The following is a 15234-nucleotide window of genomic DNA, read 5'->3' as shown; positions in this document are numbered from 1 at the left end:
GCGTCTCGTCTTCGTCGTCATCATGCCCTCCGTCTATCAAACGGAGCGGCCCTTTTCCAACTTAACCTCTGGTCCCAAAATCGGGGTCCATTTCACTGACGCCTCCCAAAGGAGCACGAGCGCGTTGGTGTTCTGCCTCATTAGACCCCGGCGTCGCGCCCGCCGGCCCCGGGCGTGCGTCTTCCTAACCTCGAAGAAGCCGCATCGCATGCTTGCGATGGAATCCGGCGATATCGACAAACTCGTCCAATATCCGCGCCTTCTTCCCGCGATCCGACGTCTGTGGCTGTGAATCACCCTTTTGGCACATTGCGATGCCGTCAGGGATGGACGGCAACCATCCCATCTTTCATGCCGCCGGAGGCGGCGCGATGCAGACTCGCCTAGCCGTTCGCCTACGATAAAGGCCTCAATCGTTCCTGTTACAGAATCGAAAACCGGTCGCCAAACTCAAAGAATTGGCGCCGCTTCGCCACACGCTACGACCGATGCTGCTCACACCTTCTTCTCGGCAATCTGCATCGCAGCAGCCGTCGCCTCTATCTCTATCAATGAGTCCTGAGCCTGGCGGTGGGTCTCGGAAGGTGGGGCTACCCCATCACATCCACTTGATCCTCCGGATCCTAGCGCTATATCCGGGTTTCCTCCTCTTCGATTGACCGGGTGAACGCATGACGAGCACAGATACGACAGCGCCCACGCAGCCTTTCCAGGCCGAGGTTTCCGAGCTTCTGCACCTGATGGTGCACTCCGTCTACTCGGAGACCGACATCTTTCTGCGCGAGCTCGTCTCCAACGCCTCTGATGCCTGCGACAAGCTGCGCTATGAGGCGATCGCAAGTCCGGCACTGCTGGGCGAGGGCGAGGCGCTCAAGATCCGCATCATCCCGAACAAGACGGCCGGAACGCTTGTCATTGCCGACAACGGCATTGGCATGGAGCGGCAGGAGCTGATCGACCATCTCGGCACCATCGCCCGCTCCGGCACCAAGGCGTTCGTGTCGAAGCTGAAGGAGGCCAAGGACGGCCTCGGCCTGATCGGCCAGTTCGGCGTCGGGTTTTATTCCGCCTTCATGGTCGCCGACAAGATCGTCGTGATCAGCCGCCGTGCCGGCGAGAGCGATGTCTGGACCTGGACCTCGTCCGGCGGCTCCGGATTCGAGATCGCCCGGGCCAGCGACGAGGACGCGGCACGTGTGGTGCGCGGCACCGAGATCGTCCTGCACCTGAAGGACGACGCGAAGAAATATCTCGAGACCTACGAGATCGAGCGCATCGTCGGTGCCTATTCCGACAACATCCTGTTTCCCATTGAGCTCGTGCCCGGTGAGGGCGAACCGCGCCAGATCAATTCGGCGAGCGCGCTGTGGCAGCGCTCGAAATCCGAGCTGACGGCGGAGGACTACAAGAAGGCCTATCAGCAGATCAACTCCGCCTTCGACGATCCCGCGATGACGCTGCACTACCGCGCCGAGGGCCGCTATTCCTACGCCGTGCTGCTGTTCGCGCCGTCGACGAAACCGTTCGACCTGTTCGAGCCGAACCGGAAGGGCCGGGTGAAGCTTTACGTCCGCCGCGTCTTCATCACCGATGATGCCGATCTGCTGCCGGGTTACCTCCGCTTCATCCGCGGCGTGGTCGACAGCGAGGATCTCCCGCTCAACATCTCCCGCGAGATGCTCCAGAACAATCCGCAGCTCGCACAGATCCGCAAAGCCGTGGCGACGCGTGTCGTGTCCGAGCTCGAAAGCCTCGCCGAGAAGGATCCGGAGAACTTTGCCAAGATCTGGGACGCCTTCGGCGCGGTGCTGAAGGAAGGCATCTATGAGGATTTCGAGCGTCGCGAAAAGCTGCTCGCGTTGTCGCGCTTCACCACCACGTCGGGCGAGAAGCGGTCGCTGAAGCAGGTCATCGCCGATTTCAAGCCGAACCAGACCGAGATCTATTATCTCGTCGGCGACAGCATCGAGCGGCTGAAGTCCAATCCGCGGCTGGAAGCTGCGACCGCGCGCGGCATCGAGGTGCTGCTGCTGTCCGATCCCGTCGACGCCTTCTGGACCTCGATGCCCTCGGAGTTCGAGGGCAAGCCGCTGAAGTCGCTGAGCCAGGGCGATCTCAATCTCGACCTGATCCCGCGTGTCGACGAGGCGGACGAGGCGAAAAAGGACGAGCCGGCCGCCGACGAAGCCGCCACCATCGCCGTGATCAAGGCCGCGCTCGGCGAGCGCGTTAGCGACGTCAAGGCCTCGACGCGCCTCACCAGCTCGGCCTCCTGCCTCGTTGCCGACAGCCAGGGGCCGAGCCGCGAGCTCGAGCGCATCCTGTCGCAGCAGAACCGCGGCATGCGGACCAAGCCGATCCTCGAGATCAACCTGCGCCATCCGCTGGTGACGGCGATCACCAGGGCCCAGGCTAGCTCAGAGGTCGTCGACGACCTCAGCCTGCTACTGCTCGAGCAGGCGCAGATCCTCGACAGCGAGTTGCCGGAAGACCCGGCTGCGTTCGCGGCGAGGTTGAACCAGCTGGTGCTGCAAGGACTCGGGTAACTCGCAATTCTCGGTGTGCCCAACGGCGCGGATCACCAATGGAGGAAGGTGCCACCCAGACAGTAGGTTTGATCTGGTAGCTGGCAAGCGGCTTGTCTGAGCAAAGGCCGCCGAGGGCGGTTGAGCATCCATTGGGCCGTAACGTGAGGAAAGCCTGAGCAGATATCGAAAGTGAAATTGCAGATGCCAACCCGCCTGAGATTCGGGGAAGGCAGCGTGGGACAGGTAGCAACCGACACGAGCACCTGTCTCGATCTGCCGGGGTGGGCACGGCACGCCGGAATGGTGATTCGGGGAATTGGGAAGGCCCGCAGGGGGCGGAGGTCGCGTCTTCAACGTCGCAATTGGCGGCTCGCCTACAACCTGATCCTCATCCCCAAACTGGTTGCAGCGTAGCCAACTTGGCGTCCAGACCACCAAAGCGCTTCAAACTCTCAAACAAATCATCCCAACAATGGCACCCGCGACAGAACAAACGCCCAATTCCTTGGATTTTTCAGTAAACTGCTAGGTCGCGCTTCCTGGCAGACGACGGGGTAGCGGCCGGCGAAGCGGTGGAGACCTGAGCGCCAATGCGGCCGTCATGCGGGCGGAGGCGCTCTCGCGCAAGCCCGGCTGCGTCGGCGCGATCGCGTTCAGCCGCAGCGGGGATCCGGCGACCGGCGAGTTCGGCGACGCCAAGCTGATCCGGAAATTCGGCGACGTGCCGGACGACCTGAGCGCTTTGTGAAGCCCGACTAACCCGGGAGCGAATGCTCAAGGAAGAAGCGCAGCATCTCCCTCGTCGCGTCCGGCCCGCGGGGATCGGTGTAGGAGCCGGCGGGACTGCCTCCCGACCAGGCGTGGCCGGCGCCGTGAACGTTCCAATGCTCGGAGATGGCCCGCCCTCTCGGGTCGGTCAGGTTCGTGCGGGTGTAGGCGTGCCCACGGGGCACTCGTCCGTCGCTCACCTTCGCTTTCAAACCTGCCGCCTTGATGGACTGCTCGACAATCCGGTCGCCGTTGTTCGGATGCACCGTGGTGTCGCGATCGCCATGGAAAACGATGGTCGGCACTGGCGGTCCACCATCGCCAATTTCAGACCCGCCTCCCTGCCGCATGGCGACGAACGCGGAGGGAAGATCGCTTGCCGCCCCGCAGGCGAGGCCGGAATGGATCCCGACGGCCGCGTACAGATCGGCGTGGGTCGCTGCCATGATGGCGGCGAGCGCCCCGCCGGCCGACAGACCTGCGACGTAGACCCGCTTCGGATCGATCGGATAGTCCCGCATGACCTGGCGAGTGATGCCCGCGATCAGCGAAGGCTCCCCGCCGTCCCGGTGCTGGTCGCCCGTGCGAAACCAATTCCAGCATTTCGCCTGGTTGGCTCCGCTGGGCTGCTCCGGATAGACCACGAAGCAATTTCGCTCTTCCGCCAGGAAATTCATCCGGGTCCCGGCCGCGAAGTCGTCCGGCGACTGGGTGCAGCCGTGAAGCATGACGACCAGAGGAAGCGGCTTTTCTTGGGAGCGGCTTGGGACGAACAGCTTGTAATTCCGGCTTCCATTCGCGCTGCGGAAGGCGCCTGCGATGAATCTCGTGCCTTGGGGCGCGATATCCGTCGTGGCAGGCGGAGCGCGGGTCATCGGACCACGCAGGTTGAGTCCGGGGAAGTCTTTCAAGCGATCGAAGCTTTGCAAAGGAGCGGGAGAAACCCGGGTGGTTCGTCGGCTTTCCTTCTCCTCGACGATGCTGGCCTTCACGTCGATGGTCGGCGGCTCGAGCCGAGCTGGCGAGACACGAGCATGGGACGGTTCTGGCGACTCGCCGCGGAGCATGCGCTGCAGGAGCGCGGTGGCCTCGACCAGTTGGCCCGTAAGCGTGAGGCGCGTGGCCTCGGAAATCAAGTTCTGGCTCAGCATCGCATTCACCTTGTTCTGTCGGAGAGGGCGGCCTTGACCGCGGGAGTGGCGTGAAGGGCACCGAGCACCGAGACTGAAGCAATGGTGGCGCCGGCCAGCTCGGGGGTGACGTCCTGGGCGATGGTCGCGAGACCCAGCACGTTGATGTGCAGCATCTCACCGGCGCGCCGCGCCGCTTCGAGATCCTCGCGGCTGTAGTTCCGCACGCCCAAGTCCAAGCCCTTTCGGACCGTCGACTGCTTCACGACGTCCGCGTGGCGTTCGAGCTGGTTGCGGATGGCCGTCCGGATGAAATCCGTGCGGTTCGAATAGAACCCTTCCTGCACCATCAGATCGACCTGACCCAGATCGACATAGCCAAGGTTGATCGTGATCTTCTCTGTATCGGGGATCCGAGGTCGCAGCTCGCGCACATTGTCGACCATGAAAGCATCCATTTTCACCATCCATCGGGATGGCGTAGGGATTTCATATGGATGTTCAGGAGCTATTTTCAAGGGGGCAGCGAAAATCGGTTAGCTGGACGCTGGCAGTTCGTCGGCCGGCCTCGTTTCGCGCCGACGTTCAGCGTTTGGCGCCGCGAACGCCGCAGCCGAGTTCCCGGCGGCGGCAGAAATCAATCCGCGGTACGCGCCTTCATACTCGCGCGCCATTCGGTCCGCGGAGAAGCGCTCCTCGAAGCGGGCGCGATGGCGTCCTGGTCCACCCCCGGATCTTCCACGATCAACCCGCGCGGGGTCGGCTACGCGAAGCGTGCCGCCGCTTGGCTTATGCCGGCGCGGTGATCGCGACCGGGGCCGGTCCTTCGAGGAGCCATCGAGCGGGAATTCCCCCGCTCCGGATGGAGCCTCAAGACAATGTCCTATCTCAGCCTCGCACAAAAACCACGCCTTCAACCTTGCCCGCACCCTGATGGTCCCGGTCACGCTCTTCCAGGTCGACGGCGAATACGGCGTCATGCCCAGCGACGAGATCGACGAAGGTGATGGCCTCGACATCATCCACGAATATAATCCGCACGATGAACGGCCGGCTCACTGAGCCGGCTTCGCTTTCGCGGAGGCTCTGTTCCGTGGGTGCCGCCACCCAACCGGTGGGAGCCTACCGCGTCTGCGCAGACAGCGATCTGGTTACGTCGCCGCCTTCTTTCCTTTCGGATGATATCCGCGATTGCGCTTCTGGCGCAGCAGGTCGAGGAACAGCCTGACCGCTTCGTCCTCGCGCGCGAAGCTGTGCTTCATCATCTGACCTTGTGCGCCGATCCGTCCCCAGCGGCGTGTCAGGCAGATGTCGCCGAAGAGCGTCGGTTCGATGGCCATGGCGTAGAACCGGGCCATGTTCTTCGAGGCGTCGGTGCGTTCGATATAGAGCTGGTAGGGCTGCGCGATCATGACGACAGAATCCCGCATCGGAGAATCCGCGTCCAATGAGTTTTTTGAATCGATCAGGGGCATATTGATTCATTTTTGCGAAGGGTGGCTTTTGGGGGCGGGCAGCTCTGGCGAGCGGACGGCTCTATGCGCCAAGCGCACCGAATCCGCGATGCGGTTTCGTCCTCCGGTGACGATCCTCCCGCGGTAGGTGGCACGGTCGAGAAAACCGATGATCGTAGCGTGTGCGGCGGGCTGCCGCGTTCAATCGAGGGCGCACCAATCGCGTCGCGGCTCGTTCCAGCGCCGGGCGAGACCTTCCTCGACGAGCGTCGCGCCAAGCGAACGATCCGCGCGCGTGACCGTGCGCAGCTTGCGCCCGTACCGGTCAGTGTCGCGCTAGCCCGAGACTAGCGTGAAGCTGCCGGCGTTTAGTAGGACCAGCAACCGATCGCGGGCGATTTCGCCAGCCTGCCTCTCGTCGCGGCAATGCGGCGTGAAGATTTCCGGGGCGCCGATATCGGCGATCCTGATCTTATCACCCCTGAACCAGAATGTGTCACCGTCGACGACGCAGTTCACGCGGATCGGCCCGTCGCAAAGCGTGAAACGGGCCCTCAGCGTATCGCTCCGCAGAGGCGGCGGGATGACCAAAGTGGTGGTCTCGTATCGCTCCGGCATATCCGGCGAATGCCGCGAGGGGACACCGATGGCGATCGCCAGGATCGCAATGATCGCCATTGGCTCCCACAACAAGAAAGCGCAGCGCCGTCATGCTTTTTCTTCCGGTTGGAATCGGTTGTGACCGACGCAAGCCTTCATATCGTCGCGCCGGAACCAGATGGCGCGGCCGCACCGCAATGGTGCGTTGCCGGCGGTGAACACGATCTGCTCGTCGGCGCGCATGCGCAGCACTTCGTGCGGCTGGATCAGCGGCCGCGAGGCCAGCTGCTTCGAGCGCGTCCGCGACGAACCGGACGCCTGCGAGGAGCGGCTGACCTGGTCGATCTCGACCGTGGTCATGCCGCAGCGCTTTGAGATGTAGTCGGCGGTTTCCGGGTCGTTCACGGCCGCGAAGGCGATCCAGCTCGCGCTCTCGAACCATTTGCTTGCCGCGTCGCGGCCGCCATAGGTTTCGCGCATCTGACCGATCGACTGGAACAACAGGAGGAGCGTGATGCCGTATTTGCGGCCGGCGTCGCGGGCGGTCTCCAGGATGCGCATGAAGCCGAGGCGTGCCACCTCGTCGAGCAGGAACAAAGCCCGTCCCGTCACCGCGCCATTGCGGTTGTAGATCGCGTTCATGAAGGAGCCGATGATGACGCGGGCGAGTCCGGCATGGGTCTCCAGCGTCTTCAGGTCGAGATTGATGAACACGTCGGTCTGGCCGCCGGCGAGATCGTCGCTGACGAAGGTCGAGCCGGACACGAGCGCGGCATAGTTCGGATAGGAAAGCCAGTGGGTTTCCTTGACGGCGTTGGCGTAGACGCCGCTGAACGTCTCCGGCGTCATGTTGACGAAGACGGCAACGTTCTCCTTCACGAAGCCCGATTCCGAATTGTCGTAGATCGCCTGCAGACGAGCGCGCAGCTTGGGCTCCGGTTCGGACAGATTGGCGCGGACCTGGCGAAGCGTCTGGTTCTTGTCTTCCGTATGCCCTGACAGGCAGACATCGGCGATCAGCGCGGTCAGAAGCTGCAGCGCCGAGGCGCGGAAGAAATCGTCGCGCACACCGCGGGCGCCGCCGCTGTCGCTCATGATCCATGAGGCGACGGCGGCGATGTCTTCCTCCTTCGTGCCGCCGAAACGACCGATCCAGTCGAGAGCATTGAAGCCGGTTCGCGGCAGGTTCGTTGCTTCCTGGGCTGCTTCTGGCGGACGACCTTGCGCGGTTCGCTGTCCCGCATGTGGATCGAGCACATGCACGGTGCGCCCCGCCGCGCGCCGATGGGCGATCACCATTGGCGCGACTTCGTTGGACGGGTCGAGGACCACGAGCGCGCCGCCCCATTTGAGTGCGGTCGGAACCGTCACCGACGTCGTCTTGAAGCCGCCGGAACCGGCGAAGACAATGCCGTGCGACGAGCCGAAAGAGGCGTCAAAACAGAGCAGCGGCGGGCGGCCGCCGAACCCCCAGCTCTGGCGATCCGTGGTGCGAAACGGCTGAGCTGCCGCGCTGTCCCTATCGACGCGGTAACGCTCGCCGACGACGATGCCGCCAGCGTTGCCGAAGAGCCGTGCGGCTTCTGGCATCGACATCCAGTCCGCGTCGCCGTGCAGCGCGCGACGGCCGCGAACGCGCTTCGGGTCTGGCGCCGCAAAGGCGGCATTGCCCTTCACGGCGACGCGGAGCGCGAAGATGCCGCCCATCAGCACAACGCTGGCTGCGACCATGGTCGCCGGGTCGATCTGGGCCACCGCTGATCGGCCCGGGACGATGGTCTCGGGAGCCCCGGACAGGCGCATCGCTTCGCGCGCGAGGGCGATGGAAATCGCCGATACGCATCCTGCGACGACGCTCCACGCCGCCGCGCGGATACTCGCGGAGCCGGCGGTGGCGAACAGGAAGATGACGCCGATCCCTGCTGCCGCGATATAGGGCATCGCCAGCCCGGCGCGGGCGAACAGGAGACGCTGCGCCTCCGTCTTGCCGAGGCCGGCAAGCCCATGCCCGATTCCGGTCAACCCGAAGATCGCGCCGAGCATCAGGGCCATCGGCACGATCAGCAGAAGGAGCCTATTCGCCGTCACGGCCGAACGCCTCCGCCCCGATCGCGGCAAGCCGTGCTCGCTCGGCTCGTCGGTTCTCAGCCGGCGACCGAGTTCGATCAGCGCGCCGAGCAGGACCGCGCGCTTCTCGTAGCGCAGCCCCGCCTTTGCGATCAGGCCACCGAGCTCGATCTTCTCGCGCGTGTCCTTCTTGCGGGCCTCGGAGGATGACGCCTGGCGCATGCGCTCATACCTCGCCAGCGCCTTTCGCATGCGCGCCAGACGCGACCTTCGCGGCAGGAGCGCTCGTATCGCCTCCGGCCTCGGTTCCCTTCCTTCCGGTCGCCTTCCCTGCCTTCCCGCGAAACCGGCCGGCGAGATCCTCGAACGCGGCCAGAAGCTCGCCTTCCTCGATCTCGATCTCACCGAGTCCGGCCCTGAGCGCGATGCGCCCGATCCGCTCGGCCTCGCGTGTCTCTGCGGCCTTCAACTGTTCCTGGAGGCGAGTGATTTCTTCGCGGATCTTCGACGACGGTTTCTTCATTTTCGGTTGAGCCTCCGTGCTGGGCAGTGTTGCGGGACTGCGCGGAGGATTTCGGAAGTCGCTGGCCCGAGCGACTAATAAAAAAGCTAGTCGGCAAAGCCGACGCCGCTTGAGATCATCCCGGCCGCTCGATGAGAGCGGTCCAAGAGCGCAGTAATACGTCGCATCCGCGACGTCCTGTTTTCCCGCCTGCCGGGGTGTCCCACCCTGGCGTGGCCCTGCCGCCGCCCCCGACGAGCATCTGTGTTCCGCCCTCGTCCGGGAGATCGCGCCGCCTTGGCCATCACGCATTTCACGCCCCAGCTCATTTCGCGCGGTTCCGGCCGCAGCGCCGTGCTGTCGGCAGCGTACCGGCACTGCGCGCGCATGGAGCATCAGGCGGAGGGGCGGACCGTCGACTATTCCACCAAGCGGGGCCTGCGGCATGAGGAATTCCTGTTGCCGCCGGATGCCCCACAATGGGCGCGTGAGCTGATCGCCGACCGCTCGGTCGCCGGCGCCGCCGAGGCGTTCTGGAACGCAATCGAGGCTTTCGAGAAACGCTCCGATGCGCAGCTCGCGAAGGAATTCATCATCGCCCTGCCGGTCGAACTCACCGTCGACCAGAACATCGCCCTGGTGCGGGAGTTCGTCGCAACCCAGGTCCTCGCGCGCGGACAGGTCGCCGACTGGGTTTTCCATGCCGAGCCCGGCAATCCGCACATCCATCTGATGACCACTCTTCGCCCTCTCGGCGACAACGGATTTGGGCCGAAGAAGGTGCCGGTCATCGGTGATGATGGCGCACCCCTGCGCAACGATTTCGGCAAGATCGTTTACCGGCTTTGGTCGGGAGAGAAGGCCGAGTTCCTCGAGCAACGCGAAGGCTGGCTCGACCTTCAGAACAAGCATCTGGCGCTCGCCGGCCTCGAGATCCGCGTCGATGGCCGCTCCTATGCCGAGCGCGGCATCGATCTTGCCCCGACGACGCATATCGGCGTGTCGACCAAGGCGATCGACCGGAAAGGAAAGAAGGCGGGCTGGTCCCCGAAGCTCGAGCGTATCGCGCTCCACGAAGAACGAAAGGGCGACAACCGTGAGCGGATGCTGCGGCGTCCTGAGATCGTGCTCGATCTCGTCACGCGCGAGCTGAGCGTCTTCACCGAGCGTGACATCGCCAGGGTGGTGCACCGCTATGTCGACGATGCCGGAACTTTCCAGCATCTGATGGCGCGTATCCTCCAGAACCCGGATGTGCTGCGGCTGGAGGGCGAGCGCATCGCGCTTGAGACCGGAATCCGCGAGCCCGCCAAATACACGACGCGCGAGCTCATCAGGCGCGAAGCCGAGATGGCGCATCGCGCCGTCTGGCTTGCCGGCCGATCCTCGCATGGCGTCCGGGAGAAAGTGCTGGCGGCGGCCTTCGAGCGTCATGACCGTCTGTCGGAAGAGCAGCGCGTCGCGATCGCGCATGTCGCCGGTGAGGGGCGGATCGCGGCTGTGGTCGGGCGCGCCGGCGCCGGCAAGACCACCATGATGAAGGCGGCGCGCGAAGTGTGGGAAGCGGCCGGCTATCGTGTGGTCGGCGGCGCGCTTGCCGGCAAGGCGTCCGAGGGGTTGGAGAAGGAAGCAGGCATCGCCTCGCGCACGCTGGCCTCGTGGGAGCTTGCCTGGTCGAACGGGCGCGAGCAACTCGACGACAAGACCATCTTTGTCCTCGACGAGGCCGGCATGGTGTCGTCGCGGCAGATGGCGTTGTTCGTCGAAGCGGTTGTGAAGACCGGCGCTAAACTGGTGCTCGTCGGCGACCCCGATCAGCTTCAACCGATCGAGGCCGGTGCTGCGTTCCGCGCCATCGTGGCGCGCACCGGCTATGCCGAACTCGAAACCATCTATCGCCAGCGCGAGCAATGGATGCGCGATGCCTCGCTCGATCTCGCGCGGGGCCGCGTTGCCGAGGCGCTGCAGGCCTATGGCGCGAACGGCAAGCTGGAAGCGCGCAAGTTCAAGGCGCAAGCCGTCACGGCGCTGATCGAGCACTGGAACCGCGACTACGATCCGGCGAAATCCATCCTGATCCTCGCCCATCTCCGGCGCGATGTCCGCGCCCTCAACAACATGGCGCGGGCGAAGCTGATCGAGCGCGGCCTCGTCGAGGATGGTCAGGCGTTCTGCACTGAGGACGGCCAGCGCAAGTTCTCGGCCGGCGACCAGATCGTCTTCCGGAAGAACGAGGGGTCGCTCGGCGTCAAGAACGGCATGATCGCGCGTGTCATCGAGGCGCGGTCGGGCTGGTTCGCGGCGATGATCGGCGAGGGCGAACGCCAGCGCCGCGTCGAGGTCGACCAGCGCTTCTATGCGAACGTCGACCACGGTTATGCCACCACGATCCACAAGAGCCAGGGCGCGACCGTCGACCGGGTGAAGGTGCTCGCCACGCTCTCGCTCGACCGGCATCTTGCCTATGTCGCGCTGACCCGCCATCGCGAGAATGTCGCTCTCTATTACGGGGCGATTTCCTTCGGAAAGGCCGGCGGGCTCACCAAGATCCTGTCGCAGAGCCGGGCGAAAGAAACCACCCTCGACTATGAGCGCGGCCCTTCCTATCGCGCCGCGCTGCGCTTTGCCGAAGCGCGCGGTCTCCATCTCATGCGTGTCGCCCGCACCCTCGTCGCCGACAAGGTTCGTTGGACCGTCCGGCAGAGCTCCAGGCTCGCCGATCTCGGAGCGCGGCTCCTCGCGCTCGGCGCTCGGCTTGGCCTCGGCGCAGGTCGGAAACAGACGATTCCCAACGGCACAAAGGAGGCAAAGCCGATGGTCGCCGGCATCACCACCTTCGCCAAATCGATCGACCAGGTTGTCGAGGACAAGCTCGCCGCCGATCCCGCCTTGAAGAAGCAATGGGAGGAGATATCGACCCGCTTCCGCTTCGTCTTCGCCGATCCCGAAGCCTCGTTCCGCAAGGTCGATATCGACAGCATGCTGAAGGACAAGGCGACTGCGCAATCCACCCTGTCGAAACTCGCGGAGAAGCCCGACAGCTTCGGTGCGCTGAAGGGCAAAACCGGCCTTCTGGCCAGCCGTGCCGACAAGCAGGACAGGCAGCGGGCGGACCTCAACGTGCCGGCGCTCGCCCGTGATCTTGAGCGGTTCTTGCGGCTGCGCTCGGAGGCGGAACATCGCTACGAGGCGGAGGAGCGCGCCGCCCGGCTGAAGGTCGCTGTCGACATTCCGGCGCTGTCGCCGTCGGCGAAGCAGACACTCGAGCGCATCCGCGACGCCATCGATCGGAACGACCTGCCCTCTGCCCTGGAGTTCGCGCTCGAGGACAAGATGATCGAGGCGGAGCTGGAAGGTTTTGCGCGTGCCGTGTCTGAGCGGTTCGGCGAGCGCGCCTTCGTCGGCCTCTCGGCCAAGGATGCCGACGGCAAGGTTTTCGAGGCGATTTCCGGCGGGACGAACGCCGCGCAGAAGAAGGAGCTCAAAGCCGCCTGGCCCGATCTGAGAACCGCGCAGCAGCTCGCGGCCCAGCAGCGAACCGCGGAGGCGCAGAAAGAAGCCGACATCCTTCGGCAGGCGCGGCGTCCGGGGTTGTCGCTGTGATGACCTCGACCGCCGAGCGGCGATCGGAGCCGTCAGGGTCGGATGCAGCGACCAGAAGGAAAGGCTGTGTTCAGCGTCGGCGAGCATCCGCGATCATGGCGGCCGGCGGCGTGGCGATGATTGCGATCGCCGGCATCGCCTGGCTCGGCGGCTTGCGCCTCAACCTGACGCCAAGCGAGCCGTTCGGGCTGTGGCAGATCGTGCCGATCGATCGGCAAGTCGTCGCCGGCGATCTCGTGTTCGTCTGTCCGCCGCCTGGGCCGGTTTCCGTCTTCGGCCTCGAGCGCGGATACTTTCGGCGGGGGCCATGCTCCGGCGGCGCCGCGCCGCTCATCAAGACTGTCGGTGGGCTCTCGGGTGCGCGCATCGACATCGGCGCCGTGGTCATGATCGACGGCGTGCTTCTGCCCCGATTGCGCCTCAGCCCCGTCGACGGTCAGGGACGACCGCTTCCGCCTTGGGCGGGGTGCGTCGTTCCGCCCGGCAATTTCTTCCTTCACTCCACTTTCGCAGGTTCCTATGACTCGAGGTATTTTGGGCCGGTTCCGGAGGCCGGTCTCCTCGGCCTGGCGCGGCCGGTCCTCACTTTCGATCCCTGATCGCCGGCGCGCGCTCCTTCTCGCCGTCGCGGCGGTCCTCGTCGGCTGGATCGGTTGGAGCGGGGATGTCCTCGCATTGCCGCTCGCGATGCTGTTTCCAGCGCTCCGGGCGTGGTCGCAGGATCGTGCCGCGTCGGTGGCGATGGGATATTTCCTGGCGGCTTCGCGTCGCTTGCGCCAGGGCGTTGCGAGCTTCTTCGGTGCGTCGGTCTGGGCCGGCATCTTGCTGTGGGGCGCCGCGTCCGTCTGCTTCGTCGCGGTCCATGCCGTCCTATGGAGTCCCCGGCCGGGAAGCCAGAAGGCGTTCTGCTATCTGATCACGGCCGTGCTGATGGCGGTTCCGCCCTTCGGCATCGTCGGATGGGCGCATCCGATCAGGGCGGCCGGCGTGTTGTTTCCCGGATGGGGATGGTGGGGGCTTGCGGCGACCGCAACTGGCCTGCTCGTCATGACGACGAAGGCTTGGCCAGTGGCCGCCATTGCCCTGGCCGATGCTTGGGCCCGGCTGTTCGGTCTTCCCCGCGTCACCGTCTTCAACCTCTGAACAGGAATTCGCCCATGGCCGTTGATGCCGATCTCATCCAGAAATGTGCCGATCCCCCCCTGAAACCCGCCATCGTCGAGAAATTCTTGCATGCCGCGGGAGCGCCCGATCCGCTTGCCGTGTTGGTACGCAGCGGCGATCGCATCATCCTGCTGCCGCCGGTCAAAACCCCGGAGGAGGCGCTCGAACTCGCCCGCAGCCATATCGGTCGAGCCGCCGTGCGCGTCGGCATCACGCAGTATCCGGCCGGTCTCGGCGCGAAGGATCCGTCGGAGATGTCGCCGGATCTGCTCGACGCTTGCAAGAACATCCGCGCGGGCACGGCCCTCTTCGGCAAGGTCTGGCGGATCGTCTGGAAATGGTATGGCAATCCGACCGACGATAGCGTCATGTCACAGATGTTCGACGACGCGGTCGAGGCCTGGACGCGCGGGCAATTTGAGGGGACGGCGGTGTTTACCGCTCCCGTCCTGGCGGACCGAAGCCGCCGGAGCCGAAGCGGGAGGAGGCGTCTCAGCCGGCTGCGGCGGCACCATCACCGTCACCGCAGGAGCCGGCGCCCGGCGATCCCCACAAATCGGGCATCCGTATTGATCTGTCCGGCATCGGCCGGCGCGCTCCGTGAATGCAGTAGGACTCTGCGTATCCAGCGGAGACTATGCTGCCGCGATGTCTGTCAGGCTGAAATCATTGCCCTTGAACAAGAGCGGCTCGCCGGTGGCCTTCGCCAGAGCGTGGGAAAAGTAATCGTCATAGTTCAGGCCGGCTCTGTGCCGCCCTTTCCCGAAATCGAGGAAGGCCTGTCGGGCAAGTTCGCCGTGCTCGAGCGTCACCGGCTCGACCGTGATGCCGGCTCGGCGGTAGAAGGCCTCGGCCTGCCGCATTCCTTCCGGGCCGAGCTGGTTCTCGATCACCATCGACAGCCCGACATGGTTCGCCACGCTGATGCGGCAGGCGTCGGCATCGTGAATGAGACGGGCGAAGGCTTCCGCTTCAGGTTCGCGGTAGAGGATTGCCACCATGGCCGAGGTGTCGATGATCATTTCGGCAGAGCTGCCTGGCGCTCGCAATTGTGCCGGGCGCCGGGCGCGCCGTCGCGGTCGAAAGCCCTTGTTGGCCTCGATCATGCCGGCCGCGACCCATCGCAAGGCCATACCGGCATTCCGGCAGCGTTCGGCGTTGCGCGTGACGCGGCGAATGGTGCCCATCATGTTCTCGGCGATGTTGGTCCAGGCGAGCGATCGCCGAAGCTCCTTCGGCCGCTTCAACCGGACGACAGTCAGGATTTCGTCGAGGCCTTCGAGGATGCTGGCCGCTACGCCGGGGCATTGCTGGTCGAGTCGACGCGCGAGATTGCGGATCAATTTTTCAGCCTTGTCGGCGTCATCGAGCTCCCAGGCCTGGCGCAGCACCCGATCTTTCGGCAGGCGTTCCATGAT

13 protein-coding genes and 3 pseudogenes are annotated in these 15234 nt (G+C 64.8%); 7 read left to right on the top strand and 9 right to left on the bottom strand.

Annotated features, from left to right (window positions below; genetic code table 11):
• From K359_RS66480 to K359_RS57880, 3 genes and pseudogenes are all read left to right on the top strand, one after another.
• Nucleotides 1–292 (top strand): hypothetical protein (locus tag K359_RS66480; RefSeq protein WP_210164116.1); only part of this gene is annotated, 292 nt, incomplete at its 5' end.
• Between the two features lie 379 nt (nucleotides 293–671).
• Nucleotides 672–2546, top strand: a complete 1875-nt coding sequence (gene htpG, locus K359_RS0142990) for a molecular chaperone HtpG (RefSeq protein ID WP_029084656.1) — start codon at nucleotides 672–674, stop codon at nucleotides 2544–2546.
• A 521-nt stretch (nucleotides 2547–3067) separates the two neighbouring features.
• Nucleotides 3068–3276: pseudogene (locus K359_RS57880) on the top strand (hypothetical protein).
• Nucleotides 3277–3283: 7 nt separating this feature from the next.
• Here K359_RS57880 and K359_RS0142980 read toward each other — a convergent pair.
• The 7 genes from K359_RS0142980 to traC form a co-directional block, all read right to left on the bottom strand.
• A complete protein-coding gene (locus K359_RS0142980) occupies nucleotides 3284–4447 on the bottom strand; it encodes a PHB depolymerase family esterase (protein WP_029084655.1) in 1164 nt (387 codons plus the stop codon).
• 5 nt (nucleotides 4448–4452) lie between these two features.
• Entirely contained in the window at nucleotides 4453–4872 is a 420-nt protein-coding gene (locus K359_RS0142975) for a CopG family transcriptional regulator (RefSeq protein WP_029084654.1), read from the bottom strand.
• Nucleotides 4873–5314: 442 nt separating this feature from the next.
• Nucleotides 5315–5452 carry a hypothetical protein gene (locus K359_RS62310; RefSeq protein ID WP_156929003.1) on the bottom strand — a complete coding sequence of 46 codons (138 nt, stop codon included), beginning with the start codon at nucleotides 5450–5452 and terminating at the stop codon, nucleotides 5315–5317.
• A gap of 125 nt (nucleotides 5453–5577) precedes the next feature.
• Nucleotides 5578–5838, bottom strand: a complete 261-nt coding sequence (locus K359_RS0142965) for a WGR domain-containing protein (RefSeq protein ID WP_029084652.1) — start codon at nucleotides 5836–5838, stop codon at nucleotides 5578–5580.
• Nucleotides 5839–6216: 378 nt separating this feature from the next.
• Nucleotides 6217–6558 (bottom strand): hypothetical protein, encoded by a 342-nt coding sequence (locus K359_RS59975; RefSeq protein ID WP_051346750.1) that lies wholly within the window; start codon nucleotides 6556–6558, stop codon nucleotides 6217–6219.
• Between the two features lie 30 nt (nucleotides 6559–6588).
• Entirely contained in the window at nucleotides 6589–8769 is a 2181-nt protein-coding gene (gene traG, locus K359_RS0142955) for a Ti-type conjugative transfer system protein TraG (protein ID WP_198031272.1), read from the bottom strand.
• 4 nt (nucleotides 8770–8773) lie between these two features.
• Entirely contained in the window at nucleotides 8774–9070 is a 297-nt protein-coding gene (gene traC / locus K359_RS0142950; protein ID WP_029084650.1) for a conjugal transfer protein TraC, read from the bottom strand.
• Nucleotides 9071–9346: 276 nt separating this feature from the next.
• Here traC and traA point away from each other — a divergent pair, with 276 nt between their 5' ends.
• The 4 genes and pseudogenes from traA to K359_RS66475 all read left to right on the top strand — a co-directional run.
• A complete protein-coding gene (traA, locus tag K359_RS0142945; protein WP_029084649.1) occupies nucleotides 9347–12652 on the top strand; it encodes a Ti-type conjugative transfer relaxase TraA in 3306 nt (1101 codons plus the stop codon).
• Between the two features lie 95 nt (nucleotides 12653–12747).
• Nucleotides 12748–13251, top strand: coding sequence for a conjugative transfer signal peptidase TraF (gene traF / locus K359_RS0142940; protein ID WP_035978155.1), 504 nt, complete (start codon nucleotides 12748–12750; stop codon nucleotides 13249–13251).
• Nucleotides 13252–13327: 76 nt separating this feature from the next.
• Nucleotides 13328–13795 carry a nitrilase-related carbon-nitrogen hydrolase gene (locus K359_RS55275; protein WP_051346749.1) on the top strand — a complete coding sequence of 156 codons (468 nt, stop codon included), beginning with the start codon at nucleotides 13328–13330 and terminating at the stop codon, nucleotides 13793–13795.
• A gap of 14 nt (nucleotides 13796–13809) precedes the next feature.
• Nucleotides 13810–14205: pseudogene (locus tag K359_RS66475) on the top strand (conjugal transfer protein TraH); the annotation flags it as partial.
• A gap of 246 nt (nucleotides 14206–14451) precedes the next feature.
• Here the strand turns inward: K359_RS66475 and K359_RS0142925 are convergent.
• The gene (locus K359_RS0142925) at nucleotides 14452–14838 is read right to left on the bottom strand and encodes a type II toxin-antitoxin system VapC family toxin (protein ID WP_029084646.1); all 387 of its coding nucleotides are present in this window, start codon (nucleotides 14836–14838) and stop codon (nucleotides 14452–14454) included.
• Between the two features lie 21 nt (nucleotides 14839–14859).
• A pseudogene (locus K359_RS59965) lies at nucleotides 14860–15234 on the bottom strand (transposase); the annotation flags it as partial.

The sequence above is a fragment of the Bradyrhizobium sp. th-b2 genome (assembly GCF_000426785.1).
Taxonomy (GTDB): domain Bacteria; phylum Pseudomonadota; class Alphaproteobacteria; order Rhizobiales; family Xanthobacteraceae; genus Bradyrhizobium; species Bradyrhizobium septentrionale.
The sequence above is the reverse complement of the archived record's forward strand: the minus strand, read 5'-3'. Positions and strand labels throughout refer to the sequence as shown.